Here is a 22,481-nt window from a genome sequence, read left to right on the forward strand (position 1 = left end):
AGGAACACGCCGTGTCCGACGGCACGCATGCCGGTTTGCTCATGTCCGCCTCATGTCCGTATAATCCTAGCGTATTCCGTGGTTGTCGAAGATGAGCGACCACCGAAGCCATGCTTGAGTACACCAGTATGGACAATTCAGGTCATTTGGTCTGGGTTCTCGCTTGCGTTATGGTGTTCCCTTGTGATGGTTCGTGATACGGCACGAAAGTCGCGTCGGAACATAAACGGGAGTGATTCTAGATGAAGCATGCTGCGCACAGGGCTTCTGCCAGGCGAGGCGCAGGTGTCGGCAGTTGGTCGACCGGCCGATCTTCAGGCGTACCCCAGGCAGCGGCCATTGAGGGTCTTGATGATGCTCTGGCGGCCAAGCTGAACCAGGCGGCCCCTCGGACCCGTCGTTCCATCCGTCTGGCGGCAAAAGCCTCAGCCCGTCGCTCCCATATCATGACCGGTTCGGCCCTGACTGTCCTGGTCGGTGCTGCCGCTTCCTCTATGGCGGTCAGTCAGGCTCGCGGGGATTGGTCCCTGCCCTTGGCTGACAGTGTCGCCATCAATTTGGTCACCCCTTCATCCTCTGCTGGCTCCTCTGACTCAAATGGTGGTGCAAGGGTCTCCCGCTCTGATTACCGTCAGCCCCTGCCGACGGCCTCACAACGTAACGAGGGCAGCTGGGAGCTGGGTGAATCCGAACTCGATGCCGGACAGATGTCCAAATCCCTGGCCAACAATCCGGTCGTGGCTGTGCTGATGGATGCCAATCGATCGGTTCTGCCTTCAGGGTTCAACCCCAACCATGCCACTGGAGATGCTGGCAATGTCTATGAGTTCAGCCAGTGCACCTGGTGGGCCTACGTCCGGCGTCACCAGCTGGGTCTGCCGGTGGGCTCACACATGGGCAATGCCAAGGATTGGTCCGGCTCTGCCCGCTCCCTGGGCTATTGGGTGGACAATACGCCGCGCAATGTCGGCGACATCGTGGTCTTCCAGGCTGGCCAGGAGGGTTCGGATTCCACCTACGGCCACGTGGCCATCGTTGAGAAGATCAACCCCGACGGCTCCATTGTCACCTCGGAGTGCGGTGCCGTCATGAACGGAAAGACCTACTCCCGCACCTTGTCCAATGTGCACGCTTTCAACTACATCCACTACTGATTCTTGGTTAGTTCATTCTTGTTCCTAATACGTGATAGAATTGTGACCGATGAAAAAAACACGCAAGTATGTGAGCATGATGGCAGCTGCCACAATCTGTGGCATGCTCTCCATCGGTATACCCGCCGTGGCCCAGGCCAGTGACGGCAGTGAAGCCGTAGTTACTTCGTCGCGTTCATTCACTCCCGGCAGCAAGGTGCGTGCCGATCTATTGACCGAGTCGACGGCTACCACTGTCGAAAAGGACAGCAGCTGGGGTGGCATTGAGTCTTTGAACGTTCCTGCCACCAAGTCCCAGGCCGAGAAGGATGCTGAAGCCAGGGCCCAGCAGGCTCAAGAGCAGGCCCAAGAACAGGCCCAGGCTGCAGCCAGTCGGCGTCAGTCCGCGCAGCAGGTCAGTCGTTCGGCTGCTCGTGCCAGCACCACCAACACGGTTACGGATGCACCGGTCTCCGGCACGGGTGCAGATGTGGTCAACTACGCCCTTCAGTTCCAGGGGATTCCTTATGTGTATGGCGGGACCGATCCAGCCACGGGCTTCGACTGCTCTGGATTCACCCAGTATGTGTTCGCCCACTTCGGCATCAGCCTGCCCCGCACGGCCGATGCGCAACGTTCGGTGGGTGTACCGGTCACGGATCCTGCTCCTGGTGACCTGCTGGTGACCTCTGATGGTAGCCATGTGGGCATTTATGTCGGCGGTGGCCGCATGATTCATGCCCCGCGTCCCGGTCGGACCGTAACAGTTCAGAAACTTTATCGGGATTTCGAGTATCGTCGTCTGGTCTAAGGCATAGTTGTTGTGCAGGATCAACGCCCCTACGGGGGCGTTTTGCATATTCAGAGTCGAAGTTCCTCGCGTGTTGGCCCCTGCCAACTTATTGATAAGGACTGCATGCGATATTCTGACAGAAAGAGCGATGTCGGTTTGTCATCGCCAAGTTTAAAGGAGGTCGTCGGATGAGCAACGACAAGGCTGTTCTGGTAGGCGTCGATGGCTCGGACGCCAGCTACAAGGCGGCGTGGTGGGCCGCCAACTACGCTAAGCATGCAGGGTTGACCCTGCAAATCGTCTGCGCATATTCCCTTCCCTCGTATGCGGCCGTCTCCTTCGACGCGACATACACCACCATGGGAGACGACGTTGCGGCCCACAACGACGCCCAGGAGATTCTCTCCAAGGCCAAGGCCATCGCCGATGAGCAAGGTGTCGGTGCAGCCACGCTGATTGTGACAGGGGATCCTTCATCGGTCTTCGTGGAGCTGAGCCGCAACTACCGGCTGATCGTCATCGGGAACCGGGGTAAGGGCGGCCTGGCTGAGCGCCTGCTGGGCACCACCAGCTCCAGCCTGCCCGCCTATGCCTACTGTCCTATTGTGGTCGTTCCTTACACCGACGACGACGGCAACCTGATGCATCTGAGTAACGACATCAAGCGGGTTGCCGTGGGTTCTGACGAGTCCAAGTGGGGGCTTAAGGCCCTGCAGATCGCCGCCGCCTTTGCTGACAGCTGGAATGCCGAGCTGGATGTCATGTCGGCAGTACCCAATATCTCCGGACTGACCGGTACGGGTTCGTCCGAGGAGCGCAGCGTCATGGACTCCTACCTGGATGACCTCAATACCCGAATCGAACCGCTCATGAAGACCTATCCCGATCTGCGCATCAATAAGACCGTGGTGCCGGGATCGGCTGTTGAAGCCCTGACACAGGCCAGTAAGACCCATGATGTGGTCGTGGTCGGCTCGCGTGGTCGCGGCGGCTTCACCGGGCTCCTGCTGGGATCGACCAGCCAGGGGCTCCTGCAGCATGCCGTCAGCCCCGTCTACGTGGTGCCGCGCAAGTACGTGGAGGCCGAGGAATCCGGGCTCAAAGCTGCTGCAGAGGCGGCTGAAACCACTGACGTGGCTGAGATCACCGGTGTGGAGCAGGTCTCTGTGGATTCGGCCAAGCCCGAGCAGCTGGCTGACCTGGAGTCGACCATCGACCCCGAACACAAGGAGTAAGGGCAAGGAGCGGGGGCCCATGAAGTTCCATGAGCCTAGGGGTCCCCGCTCCTTTATTGTTGTTGGTTCAGTGTCGAACCTTGACGGAGATCCTGACTGGGGTCTCCCGCTGGTAGGTGTGTGCCACGGTGCAGGACTTGGCGATATGGCGGCGTACCCGCTCCTCCAGCTTGTCTGCATCATCCTGGGCCAGCCTGGCCGAGGTGGCATCGACGTCCACCTGCTCGTCGAAACTCAGGTAGGCGTCATCGTCGGCGTCATAGGTGCCGTCCACCACGATTTTCGCCCCCTTGCCCTTGCCCAGGGCGCTCTCCACGGCGAATTGGCTGGAGAGGGCTCCACAGGCGGCCAGAGCGATCTTCATCAGGTCGCCGGGGTTGAACTGATCCTCGCCCTTGCCGAAGGTGATGTGGGCACCGTTGTCGCCATAGGCGTTCCAGGTGCCGTCCTTGTCGCGTTCGACCCAAAGTCTCTTGCCCATCTGTTCCTCCTTGTCCACACCCGGCCGGGTGCGTCATCCGGGTCCGACCCTGTGGCCGGACCTGCTCCTCCAATCTAACCCGGACTTTGCGATTCGTCACAGGGGCGCGCTCAGCTTACCGAGGACTTGATAGTATGGCCGCATGGCCTTGACTTCCGAAGAACTGCAGCGTATCCGTACACGTATCCCCGAGCGTCCCGACTCGGACATTCCCACTCCTTATGAGGACCTGGTGCGCACCATCCTGCGCGAGGGAACTCTGAAGTCCGACAGGACGGGAACTGGGACCATATCCCTGTTCGGACGGCAGATGCGCTTCGACCTGTCGCATTCCTTCCCGCTGATCACCACCAAGAAGGTTTACTTCCGTGGCATCGCCTACGAGCTGCTTTGGTTTCTGAAAGGGTCACAGAATGTGCGTTGGCTGCAGGAGAACCGCGTGCATATCTGGGACGAGTGGGCCGACCCGGAGACCGGGGATCTGGGCCCGGTCTATGGGGTCCAGTGGCGCAGCTGGCCAGCTCCGACCCCAGAGGACCCTCATCGCACCATCGATCAGATCGCCAAGGTGCTGGATCTGATACGCACCCACCCGGATTCCCGTCGAATGATCGTCACTGCTTGGAATCCAGCCCAGGTTGACAGCATGGCCCTGCCGCCCTGTCATGCGCTCTTCCAGTTCTATGTGGCCGACGGCAGGCTGAGCTGCCAGCTCTATCAGCGCTCCTGCGACATGTTCCTGGGGGTGCCCTTCAACATTGCCTCCTATGCCCTGCTGACCCTGATGATGGCCCAGCAGGCCGATCTTGAGCCGGGGGAGTTCGTCTGGACCGGTGGCGACTGCCATATCTATGACAACCATGTGGAGCAGGTTCTGGAGCAGCTGTCGCGCAAGCCCTATCCCTACCCGACCATGCGCATTCGCAAGGCCGATTCCATCTTCTCCTACCGGTACGAAGACTTCGAGGTGGTGGACTATCAGTGCCATCCCGCCATCAAGGCCCCGGTGGCGGTCTGATGGTGCGCTGAGCCGAATACGGGCACCGTCGAATCCGAAGATTAGAATGTACTCGTATATCTACTCACTATGAGGAGTGAACACAACAGATGGAGCATGACAATAGTCGCAGCGGCTATCACGAACCCGAGCCCGGTCAGGCCGGGCTTCTAGGCGATGAGGAATGGCGGCATCAGGAAGAAGCGATAGGCCGCCGCTCATCGGTAAATATGATCTGGGCGCAGGCGCAGGCCACTGACGGTCGGCGCGGTGCCATCGGTTACCATAATGCGCTGCCCTGGCATCTGAGCGAGGACATGCGGCATTTCAAGGAGCTGACCGTATCTCATCCTGTCATCATGGGGCGGCGGACCTGGATTTCCATGGGGGAGCGGCCCCTGCCCAAGAGGGACAACATCATTCTCTCCAGCGACCCGAGGTTTCATGCGCCAGGCGCCACTGTGGTATCTGCGGCCGACGATGCTCTGGAGCTGGCCAGGCAGGAAGCCATTCCCGACGATGGGATGGATCGCAGTGAAATCTGGGTTATCGGCGGCGCGGGGGTCTTCAGCACCTTCTTTCCGCTGGCAGATGCGGCCTACGTGACCGACCTGGACCTGCAGACTCAGGCTGACGTCTTTGTGCCCGATATGGAGGAGCTGGTCAGCAAGCGATTCTGGCAGGTGTGCGACAAGACCCAGTGGATGACTCCTGCCAAACCGGACCAGGCGGCGGCCATCAGGCGTTTCCGGTACATCACCTATGGGAAGGTGCGTTGATGGGCCAGGATTCTGAAGGAAAGGCCTCACTGGGTCCCTACCACGTCATGACCGTCTGCACCGGCAACATCTGCCGGTCACCCATGGCTGAGGTCATCCTGCGCAAGTTCTTCCGAGATCGCGGAATGGATGAGGACCAGGTCAGAGTGGAATCCAGCGGCGTCAGCGACGAGGAGTTCGGCAACCCTATAGATCGGCGTGCCCAGAAGGTGCTGCGCGAGCGGGGCTATGAGGTGCCGGCTGACCACTTCGCCCACCGAATCACCCGGGAGGAGGCCGAAGACGCCGACCTGCTGCTGCCCATGACGGCCGACCATATGCGCGCCCTGCTGCGTCTGCTGCCCTCAGGCAAGCGATCGGCCGTTCACCTGTACCGTAGCTTCGACCCGGATCTGCCCAAGCCAGCGCCGGGCCGGGAGAGCCAAATCGACCTGGTGGACCCCTGGTATGGCGGCCCCCGTGAGTTCGAGGTGGCCATCGATCAGATCGAGCACACTGCGCCATACATCGTCGACTGGGTAGTGCGTCAGCTGTCCTGAACGATAGATGAATGCAAATATCAATTAAGCCCCTGGATTCCTATGAATCTCAGGGGCTTAATGGCTGGTGGCTCCGAGCGGGATCGAACCGTTGACCTAGCGATTTTCAGTCGCTCGCTCTACCAACTGAGCTACAGAGCCATGAACAGTCGAAAAGACCCGGACAAACCGGGTCAGACCATTCCCAGCGACTCCGGCCGGACTTGAACCGGTGACCTCCGCCGTGACAGGGCGGCGCTCTAACCAACTGAGCTACGGAGCCGAGGCTGCTCGAACAGCCAAGAGGAAAGTTTACATGAGCGCCGGAGGAATGCAAGCCCCGGCGCGTCGCTGCCTAGTCCTGTTGCTGCCAGCCATCGGTGTCGATGTGGTGGGCAGGGTTGGCCTGCCAGGCCTTCCATGCTGATTCGACGATCTCTTCGACGCCATACTTGGCATGCCAGCCCATCTCGGTGTTGATCCGGGTGGGGTCGCCAATCAGGTGCGGCGGGTCTCCGGCGCGGCGGGGCTTGATGGCTTCGGTGAAGGGCAGACCAGTCACTTTCTTGACCTCGTCCACAATCTGGCGAACGGATGTGCCCTGGCCTGTACCCACGTTGAAGGCATCGTAGCGGCGCTGGTCGCGGTCAAGATAGTCCAGGGCGGCGATGTGAGCGTCGGCCAGGTCGGAGACGTGGATGTAGTCACGTACGCATGTGCCGTCAGGGGTGGGGTAGTCGTCGCCGAAGATGGCTGGAGCCTTGCCCTGTCGCAGCCTGTCGAAGAGCATGGGAATCAGATTGAGGACCGCCGGGTCCTCCAGGCTGACCGGTCCGCAGCCGGCTACGTTGAAGTAGCGCAGGGCGCAGAAGCGGATGCCGTAAGGCTGCTCGCAGGCCCGGGCCATCCACTCGCCGACCAGCTTGGTCTGGCCGTAAGGGTTGATGGGGACCATGGGCTGCACGTCCTCGGGGACCACATCGACCGGGGGCTCGCCGTAGGTTGCGGCCGAGCTGGAGAAGACCAGCTTCTTGGCATCGGTCTTTGCCATGGCGGATAGGACGTTGATCATGCCGTTCAGGTTCTGCTGGTAGTACCAGATGGGCTTCTCCACGGACTCGCCCACCTGCTTGCGGGCGGCGAAGTGGATGACCGAGTCGACCTTGTTTGCCTTGATGATCTCAGCCAGACGCTGGTCGGCCCCCGGCGCGGCCACGTCAGCGCCATAAAGACGGGCATCGCCGATCCGGCTGGGTTTGCCATAGCTGAGGTCGTCAACCACGACGACCTCCTTGCCTGCCTCCTGCAGGGCGTGGACCACATGGGCGCCGATATATCCGCACCCTCCTGTCACCAGAATGGCCATTTTCCTCGCCTTTCTCTGAAGACCGCAGACGCGATCATGTTCAATTTTGAGTATAAATGTTCTTTTTTGTTTCAATTTGAGTATATCACGGAAACAAACGCGCCACAGGCCATGGAGCTGCCACATTTAGGATATACATGAAGGGTGAAAAATACTGAGCAACCACAGAAATCCAACCGTAGGACCATCGTCTCTTACGTCCTGCGCTCCGGCAGGCTCAGTCCCCGCCTGGAAGCTGCCTGGCAGCGTTATTCCGCACTCTACATGCTGGATTTGCCTGGGGAAGGATCCCCTCTGTCGGTGGCTCAGAATCTGCAACTGGATCAGGAAGCGGTTGATCGAATCTGGGGGCGACGAGCGCCGCTGACCATCGAAATCGGATCCGGTCAGGGCGAGAACATCGTGGCTGCTGCCCGCAGCCATCCTGAACGCAACTACCTTGCCTTGGAGGTCTACCGTCCCGGCCTGGCCCACACCATGCTCATGGCAGGCAAGGATGGGCTTACCAACCTGAGGCTGGCCCAGGTCAATGCCCCAGACCTGCTGGAGCACCTGGCTGTGAACCTGGTCGACGAACTCTGGACCTTCTTTCCGGATCCCTGGCCCAAGACCAAGCATCACAAGCGTCGGCTGATTCAGCCAGCCCTGGCCGACGCGGTGGTGCTATGCCTGCACGAGGGAGGACTTTGGCGGATAGCTACGGACATTGATGACTACGCTTTGCATGTGCATGAAGTACTGGATGGCCATCCGGGTCTGTGCAATTTAGGCGATAGAAGGGTTAGGCTGCCTTTGGGCCATGTAGGCAAAGGGACTGCCGCACTGGCCGAAGAGATGCCCCACGGGGACTTCATCGAGTCAAATCGATTTGAGGGCCGTATTGTGACCAATTTCGAGCGCAAGGGCATGCAGGCCGGTAGGACCATCCACGACCTGACCTACCAGGTGGTCGCCTCTGGATGAAACCAGACATCCTCGATATTTCAACCTGCCCTTGGCCGATTCTGAAAATTGTCGCCAGGTCATGGCAATCGTTGGCAATTCGGTGATCGTCATGTTCGGCGGTGGGTAATCTGTCGCTGTGAGTACATCGGTTTGATTCTTCGAGGAGAGCCACGTGTATCACATACCCATTGCCAATGGCTGCCAGGGTTTGTCTGTGCCGGATGGCCCATCCGCAGGGTCGTCCGGCTGTTCCGTGCTTGACTACGGAGCCTCCCCTGATGCTGATCCGGGCACCAATACGCGTGCATTCAATCGGGCGCTTCTCGCTGCATCGAGTAGGAGGCAGGGCATGGTGATTGTGCCTCCGGGGCGCTTTCTGCTCTACTCAGTACATCTGCGCAGCGGCATCCGCATCCACCTGGAGAAAGGTGCTGTCCTGGCAGCCGCCCGTACGGATATTCGACACGGTGTCTGTGATGTGCAGGGCGAGTCGTTTCGACAGCGGGGCCAAGGCGGCAACTATGACGAGCCTGAGATCAATCGCTATGTGGGTTTGCAGGATCATGCGCATTCCTATCTGCGCAACAGCCTGATTCTGGGCGAACATATTCACGGGGTCTCTATTGACGGTCCGGGCAGGATCGATGGTTCTTGGACGGATGCGAACGGAATCCGTCGCCAAGCTCTCACATATGCGGACCCGGCACTTCCTGCCCTGCGCAACAGCCATGGTCATGATGGTGAATGGTTTGGCAACAAAGCCATTGCTTTGCGAGACTGTCAGGATGTCACGCTCAGCGGCTTTGAGATACTGGCAGGCGGCCACTTCGCTGTCATCGCTACCGGTTGCCGGAACCTGCTTGTGGAAGGGCTGACCATAGACACCAACCGTGATGGCATCGATTTGGATTCTGTGGAGGATATCACCGTTCGCGGGTGTCGCGTCAACTCGCCCCATGATGATGCCATCGTGGTCAAAGCCTCATATGCGTCGGGCCGGTTCGCCCCTTCACGCAATATACTTATCGAGAACTGCCAGGTTTCGGGTTACGACCTAGGTTCGGTTCTCAACGGGCTTCCGTCGGTGGACCGGGTCTCCTGCCATCCTGGCATTGGGCCTATCGGCAGGATCAAGCTGGGGACAGAGGCGACCTGTGGCTATGAGCGTGTAACTGTTCGAAAGGTTGTTTTCCGACACTGTTTCGGCCTGGCCATCGAGGCCACCGATGGGTCGGACGTGCGTGATGTGCGTGTTGAAGACGTGGATATGGCCGATGTAACGTGTCCGCTGTTTATTCGTACGGGTGATAGGGCACGTTTCCCGGTCACTGGCCAACATCGGGATGAGCGCGTGAGCGATGACGGACGGATCAGGCTGGATGATACCAACTGGGTTCTGCCTGACAGGCCTGGGTATGACAGGTACCTTGTACGTCGGTATGCCCCTGCACATCGGTTTCAGCAAGTGACCATGTCTGACGGCAACCGGCTGTGCGTGGTGGATCAGCGAGATCCGATACGCTTGAATTCAGCCAATTGGTGGGTTGATGCCCATGGCGCCAGGCACCCTTGGCGATACGACAGCTCGGCCGAGGCCTATCTTCCCGATATGGATCGGGTCCTTACGCAGCAGGACGCAGCCGAAATGGGCAATGCCATCGGCGCGGCCCGGTGCGCTCGTGCAGTGGGCATCAGCGTGAGCCACCTGCATGCCATCGATGTTGAACCCAGATACCCGATCATTCTTGCCGGATGCTTGGATGGCCGTCTGGAGAATATTCGGCTCAAGGATTTGAGCGTACGATTTCGCGGCGGGTTGAGCATGCGGGATGCTGTTGAGCAGCGGTGCTTCGATACGCATTGGAAATGCGCTGAAACTGATTGGCCGCCTGTCGAGCAACGAATCCATTGGATGGTCGAGCCACATGGTGATGATGCGATGCTGCTGCCCAGGGTGCGATGGAATCCGCAAGGCGAGACTTGGCAGGACGATCCTTTCAATGTGCCTGAGGGAGTGCGGGATTACCCCGAGCCTGTCCAATTCGGCATCCTGCCGGCCTACGGGCTCTATGCGCGTCATGTCGATGACCTGGTGATGGAAGGCATCGACCTGTCTACTGATGCGCCCGACGGGCGGGCACCCATAGTGCTCGACGATGTGGAAGGCGGGAAGCTAAAAGGGCTGCATAGCAGTGGGGACATGCCCAGTCTGGTCCTGGTCGAGGCTCGATGCAAACGGCGGACCGGATTTGAGTGCCTGCCCGATGAGCCCTTTCGAGCAACCCGGGTCAACAGGTTCTGCGTGCCATCTGGAATCCAGATTCAGACTGTCAGACTTACATCTCCGGAACCCGGCACGCCTCCGGACCATCAGTATCCGTATCCGACCGTGGCGGATGCGGCTTCGGGGTACTGCTATAAGAATGCAGGCTGCAAACGCTTTTTGGCAAGAGTTCATCCACCATACTTTCTGCCGATCAAGGACTGCAAGGTCGCTCTTGGCGAGACGCTGACCATGGAAGTGCCCGCACGCGATCCAGCTCAGCCTGAAGCTGCTCATGCATGCCGGATCTATTTGGAGGATCCGCCTGATGGGGCGCGTTGTGAAAACGGCTGGCTGACTTGGCGGCCCAGCCGACCAGGCCGTTGGACCTTGACTTTTCGTATGGACAAGGATGGCATGGTCATCCGTGAACGTGTTCGGGTCGAAGTCCTTCCTGGGCATCTGGCCGGGTAATGTGTAGGCCGGAGCGCGGATTGAATCGGTCAAGGAGCAAGGCATGGCCAAGAGGATAGTGGTGGGGATGCTGGCGCATGTCGATGCCGGCAAGACCACGCTCTCGGAGGCCATGCTCTACCAGGGCGGGGAAATTCGCCGTCTGGGCAGGGTGGACCATGGCGATGCCTATCTGGACACCAACGATCTGGAGCGTCAACGTGGCATCACCATTTTCTCCAAGCCAGCCCGGCTGACCTATCGTGATGTCGATCTGACCCTCATCGATACACCCGGCCATGTGGATTTCTCAGCCGAGATGGAGCGGGTCCTGTCGGTCTTGGATTATGCTCTTCTGGTCGTCGATGCAACCGCTGGATTGGAAGGGTATGTCGATACACTTTGGCGGCTTCTGACACGCTACGAGGTACCCACTTTCATTTTCGTCAACAAGTTGGATTCCCCTGGTGCTGATGCCGTCCGCATCCTTGAAAGCTGCAGGCAACGCTGGTCTCCGGGCTGCATCGATTTGAGCCGTGGACTTGAGCATGGCGATATGGAGGATGTGGCCCTGCTTGGTGAGGACGTCATGGATGAGTACCTCAAGGCCCAGGGCATATCGGATGAGAGCCTGGTGAGGTTGGTTGCCGACCGCCGTCTCTTCCCCTGTTTCCTTGGATCTGCCCTGCGTCTGGACGGGGTCGATGCTCTCCTTGAGGGGCTGGAGCGGTACACCCTTTCGCCGGTGTACGGCAAACAGTTCGGGGCAAGAGTATTTAAAATATCGCATGATGACAAGGGTGCCAGGTTGACCTGGCTCAAGGTGACCGGTGGCGACCTGCCGGTCAAATCCTCTTTGGCTACCGAACTCTGTCATGGAGATGAAGCCAGCAAAGCATCGGGTTCCGTTGCTAAGGCGTACGGGACAGCCGGAGATATGGGGAAGAACGGGCACGTTGAGACCAGGGAGACGGTTGATCAGCTTCGTGTCTACTCGGGAGCTTCCTATACCTTGACGGACTGCGCCCAGGCCGGAAGCATCGTGGCAGCAACCGGCCTTGACCTGACACGTCCGGGGCAGGGGCTTGGGTGCGAGCGGAAGGATCTGACTCCTGTGCTGGAGCCGGTGTTGTCCTATGCAGTCGAGGCCGAAGGGGTGGACCCGCACCGCCTGTTGAGCGCCTTGCGCATCCTGGAGGATGAGGATCCCCTCCTGCATGTGGCCTGGCAGGAACGGCTCCAGGAGATTCACCTGCGTATCATGGGCCAGGTTCAGTTGGAGGTGATTCAGGAGGAGCTGGAGCGGCGGTTCGGCATGCAGGTCTCCTTCAGTCAGGGCGGGATCCTATACAGGGAGACCATCGCCGCTCCGGTTGAAGGGGTCGGGCATTTTGAGCCCCTCCGCCACTACGCCGAAGTCCATCTGCTCCTGGAACCCACGGAGCCGGGCAGGGGTCTCAGTTTCGCGTCGACCTGCAGTTTGGACCGCCTTGACGGGAACTGGCAGCGGCTTATCATGACCCACCTGGCGGAGAAAGAGCATCTGGGGGTTCTGACAGGGTCGCCCATCACCGATATGCGCATAACCTTGTTGGATGGGCGCGGGCACATCAAGCACACCGAAGGCGGGGACTTCCGCCAGGCCACCTACCGGGCAGTCCGGCAGGGGCTGATGAAGGCGCACAGTATACTTCTGGAGCCCTGGTACCATTTCAGACTCACCGTTCCCCAGGCGAATCTTGGCAGGGCCATGTCAGACATTTATCGGATGAAGGGCAACTTTGCGGAGCCACAGGCAGACGGGGATGTTGTCGAGCTGGAGGGGGATGCACCGGTATCGCAGATGCGTGATTATGCTATGGAGGTCAGTGCCTATAGCCACGGTTGCGGGCATCTGACCTGTTTTTTCAACGGGTATCGTCCCTGCCAGGACCAAAATGCCGTGGTGGATTCCATCGGCTATGACCCCGAGTCCGACCTGGAGAACACCCCTGATTCGGTTTTCTGCGCCCACGGAGCAGGATACCCGGTCAAATGGAACAAGGTGGAGGACTTCATGCATCTGCCTGGCGGCCAGTACATCTGAAACACAGCCTTGAGGTCTGCGCTTGGTTATCCTCGGCATCGAGCGGTACGAGGGAAGGATCATTCTGGGCGGTTTGCCATTGTTGCTTGATGATTCACCTAGAATTACGGGCATGATTGATCATCTGACGCTGAAGGTCCGTGACATCCAGGCTTCCATCGATTTCTATAGCAAGGCCCTGGCGCCATTGGGGTACGTGGCCAAGGCCCACCACGAGCCCACCATTGGGTTCGGTGCAGAGGATGACGGGGCCCACTCGGACTTTTATCTGACGCCGAGTGAGGACGGGACTGGCTCGCCGGTGACCCACATAGCCTTCAGGGCCGCCGATGCTGCAACGGTGGATGCCTTCTACAGGGAGGCGCTCGCTGCCGGTGGCCGTGATAATGGTGCTCCAGGGTTGCGCGACTATCATCCAAAATACTATTCGGCTTTCGTCTTGGATCCGGACGGGAACAATGTCGAAGCAGTGGTGGACTGGTCAGGGGCCCAGGGGTAACTGCGTCAGTCCACATACGGGATCATGTCAGCCTCGGAGCGGCTGGGAAGGCCTAGGATGACCGGTATGACCTATACAGCCGCATTCGATGTGGGGACCACGCAGGTCAAGGCCGTTCTTGTGGATGACCAGGGCTCTGCAAGAGAGTGCGCGTCCAGCGGTCTTCTGCCGATTGACACGGGTGACGGGCGTATCGAGCAGAATCCCGAGGATTGGCTACAGGCTTTCATCGAGGTGTCCCGTGATCTTTTGGCCAGGGCCGGGCGGAGCATCGAGCACTTCAAGAGCGACCAGGTCACCGGCATCATCATGAGTGGGCAGATGCAGGACCTGATCGCCCTGGATGCGCAGGGCCAGCCCGTCGGACCAGCGATTCTGTACGCGGATGGTAGGGCCGAAGAGGAGTCTGTTGAGCTGACTGAAATCTATGGGACTGAGTCCTTCCGCGCCCGAGTGGGGAATCCGTGCGATGGGTCCCTGCCCGTAGCCAAGCTGATGTGGATGTCCAGGCATCAGCCCGACCGGTATGCGCAGGTTCGCCATGTGCTCATCGATGCCAAGGATTATCTGATTTGGTGGCTGACCGGTGTTTACTGTGGCGATGTGACGGCCTGTTCGACGGCAGGCGCCATGGATCTGCGCTCGCGGAAGTGGAGAAGGGACATTCTGGAGGCAGCAGGCGTGGATGCTGCGATCTTCCCGGAACTTTACTGGCCTTGGGAGAGCGTCGGCACCAGCACGCCAGGCGCATCCGCTGCCACGGGGTTTGCTCCGGGAACCACAGTCTATGCGGGAATGGGGGATGCTGGGGAATCCACCTTGGCTGGCGGGGTATTCCATCCTGGTCAGTTCAATATCAACCTGGGCACATCCGGGTGGATTGCCACAGTGACAGACCGAGCTGTAACTGACCGCCCTGGGATGGTCAACCTGGCCTATCTGGGCATAGACAGCATCATCAACACGGTGCCATTCCTCAATGCCGGCAATGTGCATGCTTGGGCCACCGGAGTCTTCGCGGGGGGCAGTCCGACCGAGGGTGACGGCGACCCCTATCGACGAATGGGACACTTGTTGGAATCCAGCCCTGTAGGAGCGCGTGGTGTGATTTGCCTGCCCTATCTGGTGGGGGAGCGCTTCCCGATGATGAACCCCTTGATCCGCGGAGCCTATATCGGCATTTCTTCCGAGACCGGGGCCTGCGACCTTGCCCGAGCGGCGCTGGAGGGCGTGTCCTATTCGATTCGCCAGGGGCTCGACCTGATGGGCACGCCTATCGAACGCGTCACCCTGATTGGTGGCGGCACCCGTGAGCCCCAGTGGTGCCAGATACTGGCGGATATCCTTGACGCGCCCGTTCAGGTGCTTGATGATGCCCATCTCATGCCTGCAGTGGCCTTGGCCGAGCTGGTCTCTGTTGGCAAACAGATCGGCTCGTCTTCCCGGCCCGATCTGCAGGCCTTGGAAAAGTTGGTGGAGGCGAACCTTGTTGGACGGGTCTATTCACCCGACGACGCAAACCGTCATGTGTATGATGTCGGTTACAACCAGTTCCGTCGGTTATATCCGGTTTTGGATTCCCTCCGGTAAAAACCCCCGAATGCAATCGCGCTTTATGATTTCTGTGAGTACAGTCGAGGTTTGTGGAATGATCACTCTGGAAATTTAGAGTTTTCAAGCTTTTCGGTTTGAGACAATCATGTCTTCGAATGACAATGATAATTAGTGACTGTTCTCACTTAATCACGCGTTCTGCCATGTGAGGTTGTCGAAGTCCGATCAAGTAAAGTACTGTGTCAATTCCCTGATGAATCTGACATTAGGCTCAATGATTGAGAGTATAGAAGTTTCGAACAATAGAAATGGCACTTTTGTTCTTTTTCAATGATTCGCCTATGTACAGTAACTACAAGGGGAACGATTTGGTTGTCCAGAAAACGGGCTGAAAGGTATAATAATGACAAACAGTAATCCTCAACCTATGTACAGCGTCGAGGAAGCAGCAGATGAGCTCGAGTGTTCCCGAAGCGAGATAAAAGAAGCAGTGGGAGCACTAGGTCTAATACTTCCTCTTTCTGAGCAAGATCTAAAAAATATTAAATCGCATATACTGCTAAAAAGGGATGAAGAGGAAAAAATAAAGAAAAATGAACAAACCAAATCTAATGGTCAGAGTACATCCAGTCGGGTTATACAAGAAACTTCGGAACTCAAATCACGCAATCTAGAAGATGGGGATAGCCGAGGCATTGGCTGACGTATCATGTTTGTCGGTTAGATTGTGCAACAATATATCCGCATCGGGATTTCAAAAACTTTTTACAGGATAAGAGAGTAATAACTCTAACTTTAATTACTTTTATTTTTTATTAAAGGTGCATTAGAGAATATGCGATGATTCTCCTCAGATCTGCTAAAAGTTAACAACTTTAATTGTATGATGCATGGCGATTACTCGTTTAGTGCTTAAGTGAAAAGCAGATCTGAACCCCGTATCAAAGCTAAGTGCATAACTATATAAGGCTTGCCTTATGTGTGCATATCCCTATTTAGTAGGAAACAGAAATAAAACAATATCTTAAATCATAAGGCTAGATGTAAATCTTTATAGTGTACTTTTGTACCCCCGGAGAGAGTCGAACTCTCGCTGTCAGATTGAAAGTCTGGTGTCCTAACCGTTAGACGACGGGGGCGAACGTGCCCATGATACCCGCCCCCCATGGACCAGGCAAGCCTGGTGTGCCGTCCGCTGGTCAGTGGTCCTCCTGATCCAGCTCCTGGTCGCGCCGGTGGAAGAGCTCCATCTGTTCGCGGATCCAGACACGTTCCGCAGGGTTGATGTCGGCGGATTCCAGGTACTTCTGATAAACGGGGTAGAAGGCTCGCAGGATGGGGTAGATGGCGTAGAGGGTGTGCTCGGGCTTCTGCTCCCGGGTGTGCTGCGGGTGGGCATCGAAGGTGTTCTTGAAGCGCTGCATGTAGTGGCGGAAGGATGTGAAGGAGGTGTCCATCCGGCGGGCGCTGATGCCCACGTTCATGTCCTTGCAGTAGACCGTCTTGAACCCTTGGTCGATCAGGTGCAGGGAGATATCGACATCCTCGTGCATGATGTCCTCCTTGTCCCTGCAGACCTGGTTGCGTATGGCCCGCCAGGCCGTGGCGCGCAGGGCCATGTTGGAACCGTAAAGCAGGTATTGACCGTCATCCGCCCGGTAGATGGCCCGGCGGATGGTGTTGTCGCCCTTGAGTCCTATTCGCTTGCCCGGCATGTCGTAGTAGGCCACTGGACCGGTGGCGCCCATGGCTTTAGGGTCCCGGGTGAAGATGCCGGAGACCACTTCGACCCAGTTGGGACGGAGCATGCAGTCGGCGTCGATTCGGCCCAGCACGTCGCCGGTGGCCCGGTCAAGTCCGTAATTGCGTGTGGGGATCAGCCCTTGTTCGCTGTCCTGATGGAGGAGCTTGACATGCTGGTCAGGGTGCTGGTCGATGAATTGCTGGACGATGGAGGCCGTTGCGTCCGTGGAGTGGTTGTCGACTACCAGCACCTCTTTGGGTGCCTGGCTCTGCCTGGTGGCGTTCAGGAGGCAGTCTTCAATGCGTTCTTCCTCATTCCAGGCGGGTATGACTATGGAAACGGTCAACATACCCTTCAGGATACGTGTGCCCGGATACACTGTCGGCTCAACCTGCGTCCCATAGCCCGCCATGTCAGCCATCTTGGGATAATGGAACATATGGCCAACGAGCAAAAGCAGCGCTTCGATTTCGCGACGGTCTTCCCGCCCAAGGGGGATCCGCGCCGACCTCCGGAATGGTTCGGCCGCGCCCTCCTCTACGTGGTCATAGCAGTCTTCCTGGCCTGGTTCGCATACTCCTCCTGGTGGAAGATCGAATTCCTGGTGCTGGACGTGGTGATCGCCATCTTCGTCTCCCTGGCCATGGAGCCCCTGGTGCTCAGGCTGGTCAAGCATGGCTGGCGACGGGGAGCGGCCTCGGCGGTCACCCTGATAGGCCTGATCATTATTGTGATCGTCCTCCTGGGCATGTTCGGCAATCTGCTGGTCCAGCAGGTCATCGGCATGGCTAACGGCTTGCCGGCCCTCTATGAGCAGGTGGCGGAATTCATCGCCAACCGCACCCCCTGGCACCTGCCGGCCATGCAGGATTTGGGCGGGGAGATCGTCAAGAACATCCAGACATCCTGGGTGACGGACTTCGCCGGGCAGGCCTTGACCACCACCGTGGGGCTGGCAGGGTCCTTCATCAACATCATGACCGTCCTGCTGGTCATCTATTACATCTCGGCTGCAGGCCCCAAGTTGCGCCGCAGTCTCTGTCAGTGGTTGGCCCCCAGGAGCCAACGCCGCTTCCTCTTCGTCTGGACCATCGCCCAGGACCAGATCTCCAGCTTCCTGTTCAGCAGGACCATCCTGGCGCTCATCTCCGCGGCCTGCATGTCGGTTTTCCTGGTCATCCTCAAGGTGCCCTACTGGCTGCCGTTGGCCCTATTCTGCGGGCTGGTGTCCCAGTTCGTGCCCACCATCGGCACCTACATAGGCGGGGCCGTTCCCATAGTGGTGGCCTGGGGGAGCCGCGGACTGCTGATGGCTGTTATTGTGCTGGTCTACATCATCATCTACCAGCAGATCGAAAACATGATCCTGGCCCCCAAGATCTCCCAGCGGACCATGGACCTCAACCCGGCCATCGCCTTCCTCTCCGTACTGGCACTGGGGGCGGTCTTCGGCGCCCTGGGAGCCTTCCTGGCCCTGCCTCTGGCGGCCAGCTTCCAGGCCATCTTCTCGGCTTCGGTCAAGCATTACGAGCTGATCGACTCCCCACTCATGCAGGATCCCAAGCCGGTAGGCAAGTCCAAGGTGGTCGAGGGTGTCGAGGCCTTCAACGAGCACGTGGTCCAGCCGGTGGCCAGCCATGTGGGCAGCCGGTCCGCCAAGGGGACCAGCGCCAGGGTCCGAGTGGAAGACCCTGTCATGACCATTGCCAGCCAGCTCTACCCGGCATCCTCACCGACGGCCAAGGACCTGGACGAGTCGGCTACGGTGCCCATACCCAAGTCCGCCTCGGCGCCGGTAAAGCACAGGCCGCTCAAGGGTGCCGAGACCGGGGACGAGGCCTCCGAGGGGGAGGACAACCCCCGCAAGGAGTGGCGCTGATGGCCCTGCTTAAGGTGTTGGACGTTCTGATGCTGCTGCTGGGTGGAGTGGGCATCGTCTACCAGGCCATCTGTATCGTCATCTCCTTTGTCTCCAAGCCGGTGGTCTTTCCCGATGCCCCCTTCGACAAGCGGTTCGCCGTCCTTATTTCCGCCCGCAACGAGGAGCAGGTGGTTGGTCATCTGATCAACTCCATCAAGGAGCAGACCTATCCATTCTCCATGGTCGACATATGGCTGGTGGCCGACAACTGCACTGACGATACCGCTGGGCTGGCCAGATCCCTTGGCTGCCATGTGGTCGAGCGGCAGGATCCAAACCGGGTGGGCAAGGGTTACGCTCTGACCTTCTTGCTGGAGCAGATACTCGATCGGGGACTTGACTCCCGTTACGATGCCTACTTCGTCTTCGACGCGGACAACATCCTGGACCGTCATTACATAGAAGAGATGAACAAGGCCTTCCAGTCCGGCTTCCGCATACTGACCAGCTACCGGAACTCGGTCAACTTCTCGGACAACTGGGTTTCCTCCGGCTCGGCCCTATGGTTCATCCGCGAATCCCGGTTCCTCAACACCTCAAGGATGGTCATCGGCTCCAGCTGCCATGTGGGCGGCACCGGATTCATGTTCTCCAGGGAGGTCATGGAGCGCAACAACGGCTGGAAATTCCATCTGCTGACCGAGGACCTGGAGTTCACCATGGACTCGGTTCTGCACGGCGAGCGCATCGGCTATTGCGGCACCGCCATCCTCTATGACGAGCAGCCGGTCACCTTCAAGCAGAGCTGGCGGCAGCGGCTGCGCTGGAGCAAGGGCTTCCTGCAGGTCTTCCGCTACTACGGGCCTGCTCTGATCTCCCGGGCCTTCCGTGAACGCGACTTCTCGGCCGTTGATCTGACCATCCTGATCTGTCCCTTGACCGTCTTGGGCCTGGTCCGCTGCTTCTTCGGCCTGCTCTTCCCGGCTCTGGGTTTCGTGACCTGGACCAGCCAGGTGACCACCCTGATCGATGGCATAGCGGCCGGGATTCTGGGCCTCCTGGCCATGATGGGCCTGGCTGCCCTGACCGTGCTGGCCGAGCGGGACAAGATCGGCGCATCCAACAAGGAGCTTTTCGCCTACTGCCTGAGCTTCCCCATCTTCATGCTCAGCTACGTGCCCATCTCCTTCCAGGCCATTTTCGCCAATCCGGGATGGAAGCCCATCGAGCACTCAGGGCATTAAGGGCAGTCGTTCCTCAATCGGCAGCGAGAGGGGCATACGGTAGACTTAAGGCCATGTCCGATGAAGCGCAAGCAACCAGCATGACCGCCCAGACGGCAGCGGTCCCTCCGCCAGATCCGCATGCAGCGGTTTCTATCCGTGCCCTGGTCAAGTGTTATCAGGGTCGGCCCGCTGTCAACGCCCTCTCTCTGGATATTCCCAGGGGATCCTTCTATGGGATAGTCGGCCCCAATGGCGCGGGGAAGACCACCACGCTGAACATGATGACCGGTCTCCTGGTGCCCGACTCCGGCAATGTCATGATCCTGGGCAGGGACGTGTGGTCGGACGTGGATACAGCCAAGCGGATCATCGGCGTCATGCCCCAGGGCGATCAGATCTTCGATAGGCTGACAGGTCTGCAACTGCTGGTTTACTCGGGCATGCTTCGACGGATGTCGCGCAGTGAGGCCCTGGGCCGGGCCAGGGACCTGCTGGAGGCCTTCGACCTGACTGATGCCGGTGGCAAGCGGGTCTGTGATTATTCATCGGGCATGACCAAGAAGATCTGCCTGGCCACAGCCATGATTCATTCCCCTAGGCTCCTGGTGCTGGATGAGCCCTTCGAATCGGTTGACCCAGTCTCCAGCGCCAATCTCAAGGACATCCTGGCCGAGTATGTCGATACCGGAGGAACAGTGGTCATCTCCTCGCATGTTATGGCCTTGGTGGAGCGGATGTGCACCCATGTGGCCATCATCGACCATGGTCTGGTTCGGGCTGATGGTACGGTGGCCCAGGTCGCTTCCGGCGAGGACCTGGAGGATCGCTTCCTGGAGCTTGTCGGCGGCCGTCACCAGGCTAAGCGAATCGCCTGGCTGAACGGCTCCGGGTCCGAGGAAGACCAGGAGACGCAATGAGCGCGGCATCCACCATCATCGCCATGCGTTGGTCCATTACCTGGGGAACCGCCAAGCGTTCCTCCTGGCAGATGGTCGGCGCCATCATCAGCCTGCTCATGGCCATAGGCATCTGCCTAGCCTCATGGCAGGGTGCGCTGACACTGGGGAGCTGGCTGCCCACTGCCGGTCCGGGTGACCGGCAGCGTATGGGAGCCATATTGGTCCTGCTCCTGGTCGGGTTGACTCTGGGAGTGATCCTGATTCAACTGGCCTTTCTGGGCCAGGGGTCGAACCTGAGCCCTTCGCGATTCGTCCTGTACGGGATTCCTGACAGCCAGCTGCAGGTGGGGCTCTACCTGGCTGGGCTGACCGGGCCTGCGGGATTGACGGGTCTTGTCTGCTTCCTGGCCCTGACGGCCATCTATGCCCGCATGGGTGTCGGAGCTATGATCGTGGCTTTGATTGCAGCCCTGCTGGCTGTCCTGGTAATGCTGGCCTTGTCCCGGGCTGTTTTGGACCTGGTCGGTACCCTGGTGGTCTCCAAGCGCACTCGATCCGGGCTCTACCTGCTGGTCACCATGGTGATCATGCTTTTGTGCATGTTGCCCTCTCTGTTGGACAGCGGGATTATGGATGGCATTACAGTCGACACTGACTCCCTCGAGTCCTTGGCCGACACACTGGCCTGGACGCCACTGGGCGCTGCTGTCCGCCTGCCGGAGGATTTCATTTCCGGATCATGGTGGGCTCTGGTCGGACGACTGTGTATGGAGCTGGCCACCCTGGCTCTCTGCTTCGTGATCGGCATGCTGTGCCTGCGTCATGACCGTTTGCATGCTGGGGCGAGTGCTGAACGGTCGGTTGCCCCCAAGGGGCTGGGGATGTTGGGCCGGTCCCGGGACGCTGTGGATGCCATGGCTGCGCGATTGCTGATCTATCTTCGTCAGGACCCTCGCAGACTTGTTAGCTATCCGCTTCTACTTGTTGTGGTGATTCTATACGCGGTGATCTTCCGCCAGATGCCCATGATGCTGTGGTTGGGGCCGGTTGTGGGTGCCTGGGTGCTGGAGGTTCCCGAGGGCAATGCATTGGCCTACGATGGGCTTGCCCTGCGCATGGAGATAGCGGCGGGAGTGAAGGGTCGTGAGGACCGGCTCTCGCGTGTCCGGAGCCATCTGAGCGTGGCCATGCCCTGCATACTCCTGCTTGGACTGGTGACTTTGGCGCTTTCCGGGGCGATGAAGGGGGGACGAGATCTGGTCATCTCCCTGGATATGCTAGCTGTGACCGTAGGATTGCTCCTGTCTGGGCTGGGAGTTGCCCAGGTCTTCTCGGCTCTGCTGATCTATCCGGTACCCTCCATGGACCAACCTTTCGCCTCACCGCAGGGACGAGCCGTTGCCCAAGGCTTCCTGCCTTTGTTGCAGTTGCTGGCTAGCCTGGTGATTATGCTGCCCACCTTCCTGGTGGCATTACTGGCCATGACCACGGTCGGGATTCTTCCGCTCTGGCTGCCCATGCCCGTCGCACTGGCGAACGGTCTGATTGTGCTTGCCGTTGGTGTCGCTATAGGGTCTCGAATCTTCGATCGTCGTCAGTCGGCCATTCTGCTGACTCTGGATCGATATGCCTCTCTGCAGTCCTGAGAC

Annotated in this window: 19 protein-coding genes and 3 tRNA genes; 16 read left to right on the plus strand and 6 right to left on the minus strand. The window is 58.9% G+C overall.

Translation table 11 applies throughout. The features are described from left to right. The first annotated feature begins 242 nt into the window (after positions 1-242). From AACP62_RS02065 to AACP62_RS02075, 3 genes are all read left to right on the plus strand, one after another. Complete coding sequence (locus AACP62_RS02065) at positions 243-1,154, plus strand: CHAP domain-containing protein (protein ID WP_029678745.1); 912 nt, start codon at positions 243-245, stop codon at positions 1,152-1,154. 49 nt (positions 1,155-1,203) lie between these two features. Then, positions 1,204-1,944: a C40 family peptidase gene (locus tag AACP62_RS02070; RefSeq protein ID WP_029678744.1), complete on the plus strand. Its 741-nt coding sequence runs from the start codon at positions 1,204-1,206 to the stop codon at positions 1,942-1,944. Positions 1,945-2,114: 170 nt separating this feature from the next. Continuing rightward, complete coding sequence (locus tag AACP62_RS02075) at positions 2,115-3,161, plus strand: universal stress protein (protein WP_029678743.1); 1,047 nt, start codon at positions 2,115-2,117, stop codon at positions 3,159-3,161. Between the two features lie 67 nt (positions 3,162-3,228). Here the strand turns inward: AACP62_RS02075 and AACP62_RS02080 are convergent, their stop codons facing one another. Beyond that, the gene (locus AACP62_RS02080; protein ID WP_024626723.1) at positions 3,229-3,642 is read right to left on the minus strand and encodes an OsmC family protein; all 414 of its coding nucleotides are present in this window, start codon (positions 3,640-3,642) and stop codon (positions 3,229-3,231) included. Positions 3,643-3,784: 142 nt separating this feature from the next. Between AACP62_RS02080 and AACP62_RS02085 the strand changes: the two genes are divergently transcribed. The 3 genes from AACP62_RS02085 (at position 3,785) to AACP62_RS02095 (ending at position 5,957) form a co-directional block, all read left to right on the plus strand. Beyond that, positions 3,785-4,660 carry a thymidylate synthase gene (locus AACP62_RS02085; RefSeq protein WP_029678741.1) on the plus strand — a complete coding sequence of 292 codons (876 nt, stop codon included), beginning with the start codon at positions 3,785-3,787 and terminating at the stop codon, positions 4,658-4,660. 89 nt (positions 4,661-4,749) lie between these two features. After that, positions 4,750-5,418, plus strand: coding sequence for a dihydrofolate reductase (locus AACP62_RS02090; protein ID WP_339345995.1), 669 nt, complete (start codon positions 4,750-4,752; stop codon positions 5,416-5,418). After that, a complete protein-coding gene (locus AACP62_RS02095) occupies positions 5,418-5,957 on the plus strand; it encodes a low molecular weight protein-tyrosine-phosphatase (protein WP_339345997.1) in 540 nt (179 codons plus the stop codon). The genes AACP62_RS02090 and AACP62_RS02095 overlap by 1 nt, the downstream gene beginning before the upstream one ends. A 65-nt stretch (positions 5,958-6,022) precedes the next feature. On the opposite strand, the gene AACP62_RS02100 is transcribed toward AACP62_RS02095, so the two are convergent. From AACP62_RS02100 to galE, 3 genes are all read right to left on the minus strand, one after another. Continuing rightward, positions 6,023-6,098 (minus strand) — tRNA-Phe (locus AACP62_RS02100). 47 nt (positions 6,099-6,145) lie between these two features. Continuing rightward, a tRNA-Asp gene (locus AACP62_RS02105) sits at positions 6,146-6,219 on the minus strand. Positions 6,220-6,291: 72 nt separating this feature from the next. Next, the gene (galE, locus tag AACP62_RS02110) at positions 6,292-7,302 is read right to left on the minus strand and encodes a UDP-glucose 4-epimerase GalE (RefSeq protein WP_029678737.1); all 1,011 of its coding nucleotides are present in this window, start codon (positions 7,300-7,302) and stop codon (positions 6,292-6,294) included. 144 nt (positions 7,303-7,446) lie between these two features. Here galE and trmB point away from each other — a divergent pair, with 144 nt between their 5' ends. From trmB to AACP62_RS02140, 6 genes are all read left to right on the plus strand, one after another. Beyond that, on the plus strand, positions 7,447-8,265 hold the full coding sequence (trmB, locus tag AACP62_RS02115; protein WP_029678736.1) for a tRNA (guanine(46)-N(7))-methyltransferase TrmB: 819 nt from the start codon (positions 7,447-7,449) through the stop codon (positions 8,263-8,265). A gap of 331 nt (positions 8,266-8,596) precedes the next feature. Next, positions 8,597-10,984, plus strand: a complete 2,388-nt coding sequence (locus AACP62_RS02120; protein ID WP_339346000.1) for a glycoside hydrolase family 28 protein — start codon at positions 8,597-8,599, stop codon at positions 10,982-10,984. 43 nt (positions 10,985-11,027) lie between these two features. Further along, complete coding sequence (locus AACP62_RS02125; protein ID WP_339346002.1) at positions 11,028-13,049, plus strand: GTP-binding protein; 2,022 nt, start codon at positions 11,028-11,030, stop codon at positions 13,047-13,049. A gap of 112 nt (positions 13,050-13,161) precedes the next feature. After that, positions 13,162-13,548: a VOC family protein gene (locus AACP62_RS02130; RefSeq protein WP_029678733.1), complete on the plus strand. Its 387-nt coding sequence runs from the start codon at positions 13,162-13,164 to the stop codon at positions 13,546-13,548. A gap of 57 nt (positions 13,549-13,605) precedes the next feature. Further along, complete coding sequence (locus tag AACP62_RS02135; RefSeq protein WP_339346517.1) at positions 13,606-15,138, plus strand: xylulokinase; 1,533 nt, start codon at positions 13,606-13,608, stop codon at positions 15,136-15,138. A gap of 367 nt (positions 15,139-15,505) precedes the next feature. Beyond that, entirely contained in the window at positions 15,506-15,805 is a 300-nt protein-coding gene (locus AACP62_RS02140; RefSeq protein ID WP_339346004.1) for a hypothetical protein, read from the plus strand. Between the two features lie 364 nt (positions 15,806-16,169). On the opposite strand, the gene AACP62_RS02145 is transcribed toward AACP62_RS02140, so the two are convergent. Beyond that, positions 16,170-16,241, minus strand: a tRNA-Glu gene (locus tag AACP62_RS02145). A 60-nt stretch (positions 16,242-16,301) separates the two neighbouring features. After that, positions 16,302-17,195: a glycosyltransferase family 2 protein gene (locus AACP62_RS02150; RefSeq protein ID WP_029678731.1), complete on the minus strand. Its 894-nt coding sequence runs from the start codon at positions 17,193-17,195 to the stop codon at positions 16,302-16,304. A 90-nt stretch (positions 17,196-17,285) separates the two neighbouring features. On the opposite strand from AACP62_RS02150, the gene AACP62_RS02155 reads away from it, so the two are divergent. The 4 genes from AACP62_RS02155 to AACP62_RS02170 are packed head-to-tail and all read left to right on the plus strand — an operon-like array spanning position 17,286 to position 22,478. Further along, positions 17,286-18,725 (plus strand): AI-2E family transporter, encoded by a 1,440-nt coding sequence (locus tag AACP62_RS02155; RefSeq protein WP_029678730.1) that lies wholly within the window; start codon positions 17,286-17,288, stop codon positions 18,723-18,725. Further along, positions 18,725-19,951, plus strand: coding sequence for a glycosyltransferase family 2 protein (locus tag AACP62_RS02160; protein WP_029678729.1), 1,227 nt, complete (start codon positions 18,725-18,727; stop codon positions 19,949-19,951). Before AACP62_RS02155 ends, AACP62_RS02160 begins: the two co-directional genes overlap by 1 nt. A 53-nt stretch (positions 19,952-20,004) precedes the next feature. Further along, positions 20,005-20,850 (plus strand): ABC transporter ATP-binding protein, encoded by an 846-nt coding sequence (locus AACP62_RS02165; RefSeq protein ID WP_044097855.1) that lies wholly within the window; start codon positions 20,005-20,007, stop codon positions 20,848-20,850. Further along, a complete protein-coding gene (locus AACP62_RS02170; protein ID WP_339346006.1) occupies positions 20,847-22,478 on the plus strand; it encodes a hypothetical protein in 1,632 nt (543 codons plus the stop codon). Before AACP62_RS02165 ends, AACP62_RS02170 begins: the two co-directional genes overlap by 4 nt. The last annotated feature ends 3 nt before the right edge of the window (positions 22,479-22,481 follow it).

Source organism: Bifidobacterium apis (genome assembly GCF_036986835.1).
GTDB lineage: Bacteria > Actinomycetota > Actinomycetes > Actinomycetales > Bifidobacteriaceae > Bombiscardovia > Bombiscardovia apis_A.